At 58.4% G+C, this 13,267-nt stretch carries 11 protein-coding genes; 4 read left to right on the top strand and 7 right to left on the bottom strand.

The annotated features are described in order from the left end of the window. Positions 1 to 77 precede the first annotated feature (77 nt). Together PVA19_RS11155 and PVA19_RS11150 are read left to right on the top strand one after the other, a co-directional pair. Positions 78 to 2,657, top strand: coding sequence for a mechanosensitive ion channel family protein (locus tag PVA19_RS11155; RefSeq protein ID WP_440598656.1), 2,580 nt, complete (start codon positions 78 to 80; stop codon positions 2,655 to 2,657). 165 nt (positions 2,658 to 2,822) lie between these two features. Further along, positions 2,823 to 5,336, top strand: coding sequence for a GcvT family protein (locus tag PVA19_RS11150; protein ID WP_274102600.1), 2,514 nt, complete (start codon positions 2,823 to 2,825; stop codon positions 5,334 to 5,336). Positions 5,337 to 5,477: 141 nt separating this feature from the next. Here the strand turns inward: PVA19_RS11150 and PVA19_RS11145 are convergent, their stop codons facing one another. From PVA19_RS11145 to PVA19_RS11115, 7 genes are all read right to left on the bottom strand, one after another. Beyond that, positions 5,478 to 6,695: a molybdopterin molybdotransferase MoeA gene (locus PVA19_RS11145; RefSeq protein ID WP_274102457.1), complete on the bottom strand. Its 1,218-nt coding sequence runs from the start codon at positions 6,693 to 6,695 to the stop codon at positions 5,478 to 5,480. Positions 6,696 to 6,771: 76 nt separating this feature from the next. Continuing rightward, positions 6,772 to 7,251 (bottom strand): cyclic pyranopterin monophosphate synthase MoaC, encoded by a 480-nt coding sequence (gene moaC / locus PVA19_RS11140; protein ID WP_274102456.1) that lies wholly within the window; start codon positions 7,249 to 7,251, stop codon positions 6,772 to 6,774. Further along, positions 7,248 to 8,063: an indole-3-glycerol phosphate synthase TrpC gene (gene trpC / locus PVA19_RS11135; RefSeq protein ID WP_274102455.1), complete on the bottom strand. Its 816-nt coding sequence runs from the start codon at positions 8,061 to 8,063 to the stop codon at positions 7,248 to 7,250. The genes moaC and trpC overlap by 4 nt, the downstream gene beginning before the upstream one ends. 7 nt (positions 8,064 to 8,070) lie before the next feature. Then, positions 8,071 to 9,084 carry an anthranilate phosphoribosyltransferase gene (trpD, locus tag PVA19_RS11130; protein WP_274102454.1) on the bottom strand — a complete coding sequence of 338 codons (1,014 nt, stop codon included), beginning with the start codon at positions 9,082 to 9,084 and terminating at the stop codon, positions 8,071 to 8,073. Positions 9,085 to 9,104: 20 nt separating this feature from the next. Further along, positions 9,105 to 10,997, bottom strand: coding sequence for a peptidylprolyl isomerase (locus tag PVA19_RS11125; protein ID WP_274102453.1), 1,893 nt, complete (start codon positions 10,995 to 10,997; stop codon positions 9,105 to 9,107). 421 nt (positions 10,998 to 11,418) lie between these two features. Beyond that, positions 11,419 to 11,556 (bottom strand): hypothetical protein, encoded by a 138-nt coding sequence (locus tag PVA19_RS11120; protein WP_153311501.1) that lies wholly within the window; start codon positions 11,554 to 11,556, stop codon positions 11,419 to 11,421. A 35-nt stretch (positions 11,557 to 11,591) separates the two neighbouring features. Next, positions 11,592 to 11,771 carry a hypothetical protein gene (locus PVA19_RS11115; RefSeq protein WP_062427417.1) on the bottom strand — a complete coding sequence of 60 codons (180 nt, stop codon included), beginning with the start codon at positions 11,769 to 11,771 and terminating at the stop codon, positions 11,592 to 11,594. Between the two features lie 394 nt (positions 11,772 to 12,165). Between PVA19_RS11115 and coaD the strand changes: the two genes are divergently transcribed. Together coaD and PVA19_RS11105 are read left to right on the top strand one after the other, a co-directional pair. Continuing rightward, positions 12,166 to 12,660: a pantetheine-phosphate adenylyltransferase gene (gene coaD, locus PVA19_RS11110; RefSeq protein ID WP_062427416.1), complete on the top strand. Its 495-nt coding sequence runs from the start codon at positions 12,166 to 12,168 to the stop codon at positions 12,658 to 12,660. Positions 12,661 to 12,688: 28 nt separating this feature from the next. Continuing rightward, entirely contained in the window at positions 12,689 to 13,258 is a 570-nt protein-coding gene (locus PVA19_RS11105; RefSeq protein ID WP_111850684.1) for a peptidylprolyl isomerase, read from the top strand. Positions 13,259 to 13,267 lie beyond the last annotated feature (9 nt).

The raw sequence follows: 13,267 nt of genomic DNA, 5'->3' as shown, positions 1-13,267 counted from the left end.
TTGAATTGCCTTATACGGCGATTATGAAGGCCAGAAGATTCGGCAGAAGCAAAAGGGTAGGTTTGATGACGTTTTCTATGAGTGAGAACAAATGGCTGCGTTCTCTGCTTCTGCTTCCGCTGATCTGCATGCTGCTGTCCTCCTTCGCTTTTGCGCAGCAAGACCCTGCCCAGGCACCGGCTGCTGCAACCATGCCGGTCGTGGAGCGGTCGACGAAGGAACTCGATAAGTACAAGGCCACACTTTCCGATATCACCCGTCAATTGGAGGATGGAGGCAGAGACGATACCCGGCTCGTCGATCTCAAGGGTAAGGCGGATGATCTGTCGACCTCCGTCAACAGCGTCGTCTCCACTCTGCGTGCGCGGCTGGATGAGATCAACGGTCGCATCACCTCCCTCGGCGAGCCGCCCAAGGAGGGCGCGCCGCCGGAAGCCAGCGTTGTGACCGACGAGCGCAACAGGCTGAACTCGGAGAAGTCGCAGATTAACGCTGTGCTGGGCGATGCCGAGGCTGTTGCCGGGCGCGCCACATCCCTGTCGAACAACATCACCTCCATTCGCCGCGCGCTGTTTGCCGCCACGCTGTTCAAGCGCACGGAGATTTCTCTGCCCGTGCTGGCCGAAGCGGGCCGGGAGTTCATCGACGAGGTCTCGACGCTCAGCAGCTCGCTGACTGGCTGGTCGGTCTTCGTCTGGAATTACAAACGGCTTTCCATGTTCGGTGCCGTCTCGCTTTCGGTTCTGGCAGCTCTTCTGTTCCTGGTCGGCGGGTACCGCCTTCTCGGACACCGCATGGAGCGGCGGGCCTTTTCAGGTGAGCCATCCTATCTGCGTCGCTTGTCCGTCGCCTTCTGGTCAACGACCGTGCAATCCATGTCGGTCTTCCTGTTCATGGTCACCTCGGGCTTCTTTCTGGATAATTTCGGCGTCTTGCGGCCGGATATTGCGCCGATCGTCTATGTCGCGATGTCGGTCATCGCGTTTGTGTATTTCGTCTCGCGCCTGACCTATGCGATCTTTGCGCCGACGCAGCCGGAATGGCGCCTCCTGCATGTCTCCAATAGCGGCGCGCATACCATCTCGTCCGCCATGTTGATCATGGCGATCGTCAATGGTCTGGATTACCTGTTCAGCACCATCAGCGAGACGCTGAATTCCCCTCTGATCTTGACCGTGGCAAAGAGCTTCGTGGCCTCGATCATCATCGGGGTCATCTTACTTGCCCTTTCGTTCCTCAAGCCGGTCATAGGCGAGGGCGAGGACGCCGAGAGCGGCCACAAGCGCATGCCGCGCTGGCTTGCCATTCTGCTGCGTGTGGGTGGCCTGTTGCTCATCGGTGCTTGCCTGACAGGCTATGTGGGGCTTGCGCGCTTCCTCGCGACACAGGTCATTGCAACAGGCGCTGTGGTGGCCACCGTCTATATCGGTATTCTGTCCGGCAAAGCGATCTCGCGTCAGGGCGCTTTCGGCGAAACGCTGGCCGGTCGTTATCTCGGACGGCGCTTTGGGCTTGGACCGGTGGCGCTCGACCAGGCCGGCCTCGCCGCTGGTCTCGGCATCTACGCCATCGCGCTTGCCTTCGGCATACCGCTGGTTCTCTTCTCCTGGGGCTTTCAGCCCGGCGACATCGAGAATTGGGCATATAGCCTGCTGACGGGTTTCAAGGTCGGCAATACGTCGATTTCGCTCATCAGCATCTTTAGCGGCATTCTGGTCTTCATCGTCGGTTACGCGGTGACGCGCTGGTTTCAGAAATGGCTCGATCGCAACGTCATGGCGCGCGGTCAGGTGGATGCCGGCGTTCGAAACTCGGTCGGCACTGGTATCGGCTATCTCGGCATCGTCGTTGCGGCGATCTTCGGCATCTCCTCGGCCGGTCTTGATCTTTCCAGCCTGGCACTCGTGGCTTCAGCCCTCTCGGTTGGTATCGGTTTTGGCCTGCAGAACATCGTCTCGAACTTTGTGTCCGGTCTGATCCTGCTGGTCGAGCGCCCGTTCAAGGTGGGTGACTGGGTGGTGACTGGCGCAGTCGAGGGCACCGTCAAGCGGCTGTCGGTGCGCGCGACCGAGATCGAGACCTTCCGGGGGCAATCAATCATCGTGCCGAATTCGGAATTCATCAACTCGTCCGTCGGTAACTGGACGCACCGAAACCGCATCCAGCGTGCCGAAATTCCGGTGTCGGTTGCCTATGAAACCGATCCGCAGAAGGTCATGGATATCCTGCTGGAACTGGTGAAGAAGCAGACGCCGGTGTTGAGAAACCCCGAGCCGCACGTGGAATTCCTGCGCTTCGGTGATTTCTCGCTCGACTTCGAACTCCGCTTCCACCTTGCCGATCTCTCCCATGGGCTGACCGTCAAGAACAATCTGCGGATGGAGATTCTGAAGCGTTTCCGTGAAGAAGGCATCAGCATCCCGATGCCGCAGCGCAATCTGAACATTCACATGGAAGGCGAGACAAACCCGCAAATCCTCGCGGCACTTCTTTCGGAGGAGGGCGACAAGGCCGTCGTCTCCCATACCGGCGCCGCGGCTGCGCCAAAGCAAGAGGCGGCGAAGTCCGAGGTTTCCAAGCCGCAAGGCGAGGAAGAAAAACTCTCAGAGGTAAAGGCGGAGGAGCCGAAAGCACCAGCCGCGAAGCAGCGAAAATGAGCATTCGCGTTACATGAAAATCGTCAAAAGGCTTGCCGTCGCGGCGAGCCTTTTGCATGTCGTAATCAGGCGTTTGGGCGACGATGCGACATTGCATAGTCTGCGCCATAGGTTCGGAAAAAGCCGCGTTCATGCGGATGACATGCCTCAAGGGGAACTATGACTATGAAGACAAATGCGCGGGCAGTGGTTATCGGTGGTGGCGTTGTCGGCGTTTCGACGCTCTACCATCTCGCCAAGAAGGGCTGGACCGATTCTGTTCTGATCGAGCGCAAGGAGCTGACATCCGGCTCCACGTGGCATGCCGCTGGCCTGCTTCCGCTGTTCAACATGAGCTATTCGGTTGGTCAGATCCACAAATACTCGGTCAAGTTCTACGAAGAGCTGCAGCAGGAGACCGGCATGAATGTCGGCTTCTCCAAGGTTTCCAATATTCGTCTCGCCCGCACGAAGGATCGCTGGGACGAATACATGTATTATACCGGCATTGCTGAAACCATCGGTGTCAACGTCAAGCTTCTGACGCCGGAAGAGGTAAAGGAAGTCTGGCCGCTCTGCGAGACCGACGGTCTGCTCGGCGCAATCCAGCATCCGGACGATGGCTATATCCAGCCGGCGGACCTGACCCAGGCACTGGCAAAGGGTGCGCGCGACAAGGGTGCGACAATCTACAGAAACACCACCGTCACCGCGATCGAGCAGACGGAAGACGGTCACTGGAAGGTGATGACCGACAAGGGCGAAATCATCGCCGAACACGTCATCTCCTGTACGGGCTCGTTTGCGCGCAAGACGGGCGAAATGGTCGGCATTAATATTCCGGTCATTCCTGTCGAGCACCAGTATATCGTGACCGAGCCGCATCCGGACATTCTGGAGCGCCGCAAGCAGGGCCTGCCTGAAATGGGCGTTCTGCGTGAGTCGGACAGCGCATGGTATATGCGCGAGGAGGCCGGTGGTCTGATCCTCGGGCCCTATGAGGTCGGTGCGCCTGTCTGTTATGTCGACGGTCCTTCGGCCGACAGCGAATATGAACTCTTCCAGGAAGAGCTCGACCGTCTGATGCCGCATATCGAAAGCGCCATCGCGCGCGTTCCGGCCTTCGGCGAAGTCGGCATCAAGAAGGTCTATAATGGCGCGATCGCCTACACGCCGGATGGCAACCCGATCGTTGGACCGGCTCCAGGCCTCAAGAATTTCTGGCTGAACGAAGGTCACTCCTTCGGCATCACCGCGGCCGGCGGTGCCGGCTGGCAGCTGGCGGAATGGATCGTCGACGGCGAGCCCACGCTCGACCTCACCGGCGTCGATCCGCGCCGCTTCGGCCCTTACGCGACCGAAGGCTATCTGATTGCCAAGAACGAAGAAGCCTATGCCAACGTCTTCACTATGCACTACCCGGATGAGGAGCGCTCCGCTGCTCGTCCGCTGAAGACGACGCCGATTTACGACCGCCTGAAGAAGCTCGGCGGTGTCTTCGGCTCCGTCTATGGCTGGGAGCGTGCCAACTGGTATGCGCCGGAAGGCTATGCGCTGAAGGAAGAAGAACTCGGCGTTGGTGCCGACGTCATCACCAACCACAATCATGCGCCGGCGCTGGAAGACGGCCGTATTGTCGAGAAGTGGTCGTTCCGCCGCTCCAACTATTTCGAGCATGTCGGCAACGAGGTGAAGAACGTCAACCAGAATGTCGGCGTTCTCGATATGTCGGCTTTCGCCAAGATGGAAGTCTCCGGTCCTGGTGCGCGCGCCTGGCTCGAATCCATCCTCGCCAATGCCATTCCAAAGAAGCGTGGCCGTATTGCGCTGACGCATCTTCTGACGCCGAATGGCGGTGTGAAGGCCGAGTTCACCGTCTATGAATGGGCACCGGGCCGGTTCTACCTGGTGTCTGCCGGTGGCCTGGAATCTGTCGATCACGACACGCTTCGCCGCCTTGCGCCAACGGATGGCTCCGTCACTCTCCAGCCGATCACGCAGAAATACGGCGTTCTGGCTCTGGCCGGTCCGAAGTCGCGTGACGTGCTGAAAAAGCTGACGCGCACCAGCCTCGAAAACAAGGACTTCCCATGGCTGACCGCCAAGGAAATCTCGGTCGGCGTGGCGACCGCGCACGCACTTCGCGTCAACTTCGTCGGCGAACTCGGATGGGAACTGCATCACCCGATCGAAATGCAGAACTACATCTTCGATCGTCTGATGGAAGCCGGTGCCGAATTCGGGATCAAGCCATTCGGCATTCGCGCCATGGTGTCCATGTCTCTTGAGAAATCCTACCGCAACATGGGCCGTGAACTCTCCGTCGAGTACAACGCCTATTCGTCGGGTCTCGATCGCTTCATCAAACCAGAGAAGCAGTTCATCGGCCGCGATGCGGTTGTAGCTGGCAAGGAGAAGGGTCTGCCCTGGATCTTCTCTACGCTGATCGTCAGCGGTAACACCACCGTCGACGCACGTGGTTCGGAAGCTATTCTGAACGACGCAGGTGAAGTCGCTGGCCGCGCAACGAGCGGCGGCTTCGGCTGGCGTATCGGCAAGTCCGTAGCACTTGCGATGCTTGCGCCTGACTATGCGACGATCGGCACCAAGCTGAAAATCAAGATCCTTGGCGATCTCTATGATGCGGAAGTCGTCGGCGAAAGCCCGTTTGATGCGGACAATGCGGTGCTGCGCGCCTAAGGCGTGGTGCCGATGTAAAATAAAACGAGGGGCTCTGTTCGTGCGGAGCCCCTTGACGTTTAGGCTACTTCTGGACTTCTCGATTGGTGACTACTCATCGAGAACGACGCGGAGCGCTCACGCTTCTGGTCAAGCCGGTGGTCAGTCTCTCAATCGGATGGCCTTGCACTCTGCGCCAGCGGGCAGTTCAGGCGCATGGGGAGGGCGGATGATGAGGCAGTCGGATTTTGCCATGATCTTCATCATCGACGAGTCCTGCTTCGTGAAGGCCTCCGCAATCGGCTTGCCATCTTCCTCACCGACAAAGCGGGCGCGGAGATAATCCTGGCGCACATCATTGGCTTTGAGGGCTGTGGCCGTCCTGACGGTGATCTCGCGGGCACGCGGCGCTTGGTGGCCAAGCTTGTGGATCAGGGGTTCCAGGAACAGCAGGCTGCAGACAAGGCTCGCGACCGGGTTTCCAGGCAGGCCCAGCACCTGCATCGGACCGATATTCCCAACCATCAACGGCTTGCCGGGTCGCATGGCAATGCGCCAGAAGTCCAGCGCCATGCCCTCTGCCTTCAGTGCCGCCTGGACGAGGTCGTGATCGCCGACCGACGCCCCGCCAAGTGTCACGAGAACATCGGCTTTGGCAGCGATGGCCTTGCCGATTGCCGCACGGATCAGTCTATCGTTATCCTGAACGATACCGAGATCCAGAATATCCGCGCCAGCCTGGCGCGCGAGGGCGGCGACACCGAACGTGTTCGACGCGATGATTTGCGCGACCTGCGGTTCTCCGCCGGGTGGGACGAGTTCATCGCCGGTGGCCAGGATCGCGACCAGCGGCTTGCGATAGACCGCAAGCTCGGCATGATTCATCGCGGCCGCGACGGTCAGATCGGCGAAACTCAAGCGTGTACCGGCATCGAGCACGGTTTCATCGCGCATGAAATCTTGCCCGAGGTGTCGAATGTGTCGCCACTGAGTGACATTGAAGGCGGTGCGGATGCGGTTGTCGTCCAGAACCTCTGCGTCTTCCTGGATAAGCACGCTATCTGCGCCTTCCGGCACGGGCGCCCCGGTGAAGATGCGGACTGTCTCACGCGCTCCGATCTTGCCCTCGAAGGCATGTCCGGCAGAGGCTGTGCCGATCACCGTCAATTCGGAGCCGATTGCTGTGGCGTCAGCGGCGCGTAGCGCGTAGCCGTCCATGGCCGAGGCGTTGAACGGTGGCTGTGTGATCTGCGCCTTAAGGTCGGAGGCGAGCACCCTGTCAGCAGCGGCGGCAAGACCAATGCGTTCGACCGTAGAAACGGGCTGTGCGGCATCCAGCAAGCGTTGAAGGGCTTCTGCGACGGGGAGAAGGGGTTTCATGCGTGTCCTCTTCGGTGGCTCGGATAAAGACCGTGCTGCTTATCCATGACAATTATGGAGAAAGCCGCCTGCGGCCTCACGCCCTGTAGTCGCCAGATTTGCCGCCGCTTTTTTCCAAGAGCCTTATCGAGCCGATTTCCATGCCCTTGTCGGCGGCCTTCGCCATGTCGTAGATCGTCAGGCAAGCAATCGAGACGGCGGTCAGCGCTTCCATCTCAACGCCGGTCTTGCCGGAAAGCTTTACGGTTGCCTGAACTCTCAAGCCGGGCAGGGCGACATCCTCGGAGATATCGACCGACACTTTGGTCAGCATCAGCGGGTGGCAAAGCGGGATGAGGTTGGACGTCTGCTTCGCCGCCATGATGCCGGCGAGACGTGCGGTGCCGATCACGTCACCCTTTTTGGCGTTGCCCTCGCGGATCAACGTCAGCGTTTCCGGCTTCATTCTCACGAAGCCTTCGGCAATCGCGGTCCTGACCGTGTCGAGCTTGTCGCCGACATCGACCATGTGGGCTTCCCCGGAGGCACCGATATGGGTGAGTTTCTGCGTGCTCATTCCGCGGCTAGAACGCCGCTCTGGCCTGTGAGAAGTGCGCGCGTCGCAGCCGTGACATCGTCTTTGCGCATCAGGCTTTCGCCCACCAGGAAGGTGCTGATGTTGCATGTCTTCAGCCGCAGGCAATCCTCATGGGTGAAGATGCCGCTTTCGCCGACCAGTAGCCTGTCGGATGGGACGAGCTTTGCCAAGCGCTCACTGTTTTCGAGACTGACCTCGAAGGTGCGCAGGTTGCGGTTGTTTACGCCGAGCATGGGTGAGGCGAGCTTCAGCGCGCGCTCTGTTTCCTCTTCGTCATGCACTTCGACCAGCACGTCCATACCGAGAGCAAAGGCTTCGTCCTCAAGACGTTTTGCCTCGTCGTCGGAAAGGGATGCCATGATCAGCAGGATGCAGTCTGCGCCCCAGGCGCGCGCTTCATGCACCTGATAGGTTTCAAACATGAAATCCTTGCGCAGAGCGGGCAGGGCGCAGGCATTGCGGGCGGCGGTCAGGAATTCAGGCGCGCCCTGGAAACTCGGCGTATCTGTCAGGACTGACAGGCAGGCCGCACCGCCGGCTTCATAGGCTTTCGCCAGCGCCGGTGGATCGAAATCAGGACGGATGAGACCCTTGGAGGGGCTTGCCTTCTTGATCTCGGCGATCAGGCCAAAGACTCCTTCGGATTGCTTGCGCTTCAGCGCGTTATAGAAGCCGCGAGGGGCGGTCTGATCTGCCGCCATGGCCTTCAGATCGGCAAGTGAAACCTTTGCCTTTGCGGCTGCGATTTCCTCACGCTTATAGGCTTCGATCTTTCTGAGAATATCGCTCATCTTCGCCTTACTCTTCGTTGGAGACTGCAACCAGCCTGTCGAGCGCTGCCGCAGCCTTGCCTTCATCCAGCGAGGCGCTGGCAATCTTCATGCCCTCGCTCAGCGTTTCAGCTTTGCCGGCAACGACGAGTGCTGCTGCCGCATTGCAAAGAGAAACATCGCGATAGGCATTTTTATGACCGGAGAGAACACCGCGAAGCGCCTTGGCATTGAAGATGCCGTCTCCGCCCTTCAAGTCGTCAATGGTCGCGGAAGAAACTCCAAAATCCTTTGGCGTCAGGTCGAATGTGCGGATCTTGCCATTTTCGAGCGCCGCGACATGGGTGACACCCGTCGTGGTGATCTCATCCATGCCGTCGCCGTGGACGACCCAGATCGATTCCGAGCCGAGATCGCGCAGTACTTCGGCAATCGGCTGGAGCCAGCGCGGTGAGAAGACGCCGAGCAACTGACGTTTCGCGCCTGCGGGGTTCGAGAGAGGGCCAAGCAGGTTGAAAATCGTCCGAGTACCGAGTTCTACCCGTGTCGGACCGACATGGCGCATAGCGGAGTGGTGCAGTTGCGCGAACATGAAGCCAAGCCCGGCTTCATTGATGCAGCGGCTGATCAGCTCAGGACCGATGTCGAGTTTCACACCGAGGGCTGAAAGGGCGTCTGCGGTACCGGATTTCGAGCTGAGCGCCTTGTTGCCATGCTTTGCCACCGGAAGGCCTGTGCCTGCAACGATGATCGCGGCGAGAGTCGAGATGTTATAGGTGCCAAGACCATCGCCGCCTGTTCCGACGATATCCACGGCATGCTCAGGAGCGGATACGGGCAGCATGCGCGCGCGCATCGAAGAGACGGCGCCGACGATTTCATCGACCGTTTCGCCACGCACGCGCAACGCTATGAGAAAACCGCCGATCTGGGACGGCGTGGCCTCGCCGGACATCAGAATGTCGAAGGCCTGGCGGGCCTCCTCCCGGTTCAGACTTTCGCCATTCGCCACCTTGGCAATCAGCGGCTTCAGTTCGGCCATGTTCCCCGTCCCCCGGCTTATCAGTATGCGGTCATCGCCTGGTCTGCGAGGGCCTGGTTGATGCTGACACCATAGTCATTCTGAAGACGTGTGAGCATCTGGTTGACCATGTCTTCGCTTGCCGACTGCGCAATGGCGGCAATCTCGCGATCGGCGTTGTTCAACGCATCGGCAGGAGCGTTGGTGTTGACTTCCGTGACCTTGAACAAGATGCGGCCGGAGCCATCTTCGTTGATCGCGGTTCCGGCCAGTCCGTTGGCGCCGGCAAAGATTGCCGAAACCGCCTGCCGACCGAATAGAGCGTCATTGCTGTTGCGGCGCAGGCCCAATTTCGTTTCGACAGCGAGTCCCATTTCGCCAGCAATCGTCTGCAAGGTTTCGCCCTTCTCAAGACGGTTCTTCAGCTCCTCTGCCTTGGCGGTCAAAGCATTGCTCTGCTGCTCCGCTGTCCAGTCGGCTACCACGCGGTCGCGAACTTCGTCCAAGGTGCGGTCGCGTGGCGGAATGATCTGGTCGACGTCGAACCAGACATAGCCTTCACGACCGATATTGACGGCCGGTGCTTCGGTGCCGGGCTCCGTCCTGAAAACTTCCGTCAACAGAGCAGGGGTCGGCAGGCCTTCGACTGGGTTGCCCTTCTCGTCTTCACCATTGGCATCGACGGCGTTGATCGTCACTGGTTTCAGGTTCAGCTGGGTTGCTGCATCGGCAAGCGATGAGCCACCGCCACGCAGATCTTCATAGCGGTCGTGCACGCTGTTCAATTGTTCCGCAGCATTGGCGGTGGCGAGTTCCGTGCGAATCTCCTCCTTGGCCTCGTCCAGGGTCTTCATGCTGTCGCCCTTGATGCCGGTGACGCGCAGGATGACAGGGCCGAAGGCGCCATCGATCACTGGTGAAATGCCACCGTCTTTCTGAACGGCAAACACGGCATCAGCGATGGATGGATCGGGCATGGTTTCCTTGGTGAACTCACCGAGAAGCACGTCGGCTGGCTGCTTGCCCTGGTCCTTGACGACCTGATCGTAGGTAGTCGTGCCGGCGCGGATCTGCGTTGCGGCGGCTTCGGCCATTTCCTTGTTCGGGAAGACCAGTTGCTCGACGGTGCGACGGCCGGCAGTGCGGAACTTGTCCTTGTTCTTCTCGTAATACTCGGCAACCTGGGCATCGGTGATGGCGCTCTGGTTGGCGATATCGGAAGGCTCAAGCTTGACATAGGTAAACTTGCGGTACTCCGGAGCGCGATATTGCGCCTTGTGGCTTTCGAACCAGGCGGCCAGCACATCTTCGGCCGGTGCCTTGATCGGATCGATATTGGCGTTTGAGAGCAATATATAATCGATGGAGCGCTGCTCGTTTTCATGTTGCTTCAAGGCATCGACCAGAACCTGCGGCGGCGCGAAACCATCCTGGATGGCCTCCAGGATCTGGTTGCGAACCGCAAGATTGCTGCGATCCTTGATGTAATCGTCCTCTGTATAGCCAGCACTGCGAAGGCGCTCTCTGAACACCTGGCGGTCGAACTGACCTCCTGGCGATTTGAAAGCGGGATCTTCGGCAATGAGATTGACCAGGCGATCCTCTGAGAGGCCGAGTTTCATATCGTCAGCCAATTGGTTCAGTGATGCCTGGGCTGCAAGCTCGCCCAAGACCTGGCGGTCAATGCCGAATGCCTTGGCCTGTTCCGTTGTCAGGCGCGTGCCGAATTGCTGGCTGAGTAGCGCCATCTGACGCTGATAGGCGAAGCGAAACTGGTTGGGCGTCACCGTCTGATCGCCCACGGTCATCACGGCGTGAGAATTGCTCGAGACGAGTGATGCCGACACACCCCAGATGCCGAACGAAACGACAAGAAGAAGAAGGAGCAGCTTTGCCGCCAGGGTTCTGGAAGCGTTTCTCAGGGAATCGAGCATCGTTATGCAAACCTCACACTATGCGCCCGTTATGCCGGGTCTATCGGGGTTCCTTAGAGCGTTTTATTGGTAAATGGAAGCAATTCTGTTGGTGCGGACGAGTCAACTGATTGTGCGAATTGAACGATGCCACCCAAAGGCTTCAGCCTGACTGCCTCTTGACTAGGACGGGGCGCTTTCGCCGTTAAAGCTTGGTCCAAGCAAAAGTGTGCAGTGGTTTTGTGATAGCGACATGCGATAAAACAAGGACCCAAAGCGTATGAGCGAATCTGAGATCGCCACGTGGTTTGGGCTGCAGACAGGCGCCGATAGTCACGCTGTCACTACCGATTCGATCACGGTGCGCTTGCGTGCAGACATTAAAAAAAGCCGCCTCGTATGAGACGGCTTTCCATGACAGTTACAAGTGATTGGTCGCCGATCAGAACGCCTTGCTGCGTTCCATCACTTCCTTGAACTCCTCGTCCTCTTTCCGAAGTTCGGAAACAACCGAGACCACCGATGCGACGAACATGACGCTTATCAAAGCGGATAGGACTGTCAAAACGGTGATCATCATTTCTTACTCCGGTCTGTTCGAGTTTCCCCGATGGATCAATAGTAGTTCGTGTACTGGTAGCGAGATGTCAGCTGAGGGAAGCTTGCTTCCTGCTGCTGTGGCTTCTGCGCATAGAGGCTGAACGTTGTTGCAACCATCGCGATGAGAAGCATTGTCCAGGCAGTGCTGATGACGCCGATCTTCGCTGAGGTAGACCGATTTTCTTTTGCAAACATGTGATTGTTCCTTTGCCTGCGAACTGAACGCCTGACATCGAGTCGGGTTCCGAAATACTGTTAAAAATCGATTAGCATTGCGCCTCTGAAGCTTCCTTGAATGTCGCGTTCATCTGGCGTTCAGAAAATTGGCAGTCCACGTCAATCCATAAAGACCTGCTCGACCACAAAGGACGTGGCGACTGTGAGGATCACCATGAATGCCAGCATTTCCATCTCCACTTGGGCGTCGGGCCCGGTGCGCTATCGATGCTTGACGTTATAGAGCATCGCTTTGAAGCTGCGCTGAATGCTGTATTCATCCGCTATTCACCTGACGTTTGACTGCATCAGTCTTGCAGATGCGATGCTGACGTGACAAAAGGCCCACAAAGACGGAAGTATCGAGAGCGGTATGACGATTGCCTTTTATCCCGGATCTTTCGATCCGATGACCAACGGACATCTGGATGTTCTCATCCAGTCATTGAATGTTGCGTCTGACGTGATCGTCGCCATCGGCGTTCATCCGGGCAAGGTGCCGATGTTCAGCTTTGATGAACGGGCCGATCTGATCCGCCAATCCCTGAACAATGTGCTGCCTGCAGCGAAAGACCGGCTGAAGGTCGTTTCCTTCAGCAATCTCGTTGTCGATGCGGCCAGAGAGCACGGCGCGACACTTCTCGTTCGAGGCCTGAGAGACGGAACCGATCTCGATTATGAAATGCAGATGGCAGGCATGAACCGGCAAATGGCGTCGGATATCCAGACGGTGTTCTTACCCGCGGGAACCGCGTCCCGGCCCATTACCGCCACATTGGTCCGTCAGATCGCAGCCATGGGCGGCAATGTCGAGGCCTTCGTGCCCAAAGCCGTGCTTGAAGCCCTTAACACAAAGCTGAAACGCTAGTTTCGGCACATAGGTGGAGCCAGTCCGAATGAAATTGCTGAAGTTTGCCTTTGCAGGCGCCATGTTCGTCAGCGCGATTGCCGCAAGCACGATCGCATCTGCTGCCGATCTTCTGACCATCCAGCTGAAAGACGGCCCGGTCGTCATCCAGCTTATGCCGGACGTCGCGCCGAAGCATGTGGCGCAGATCGAGGCTCTTGCCAAGAAGGGCGCCTATGATGGCGTTGCTTTCCACCGCGTTATCGATGGCTTCATGGCGCAGACCGGTGACGTGCAGTATGGCAACATGAACAGGGGCTTCGATGCGCGCCGCGCAGGCACCGGCGGTTCCGACCTGCCGGATATCCCAGCCGAATTTTCGAAGGTTCCCTTCGAGCGTGGCACGGTCGGCATGGCCCGTTCGCAAAATCCCAACTCCGCAAATTCGCAGTTCTTCATCATGTTCGATCAGGGACCCTTCCTCAACGGCCAGTACACTGTGGTCGGCAAGGTCGTCTCGGGCATGGAATTCGTCGACAAGATCAAGCGTGGCGCCGGCGGAAACGGTGAAGTCTCCGAGCCTGACCGTATGGTCAAGGTGACGGTGACGAAGAAGTAACGTCAGGAA

The sequence above is a fragment of the Agrobacterium sp. CNPSo 3708 genome (genome assembly GCF_028674915.1).
Lineage (GTDB): Bacteria > Pseudomonadota > Alphaproteobacteria > Rhizobiales > Rhizobiaceae > Agrobacterium > Agrobacterium cavarae.
The sequence above is the reverse complement of the archived record's forward strand: the minus strand, read 5'-3'. Positions and strand labels throughout refer to the sequence as shown.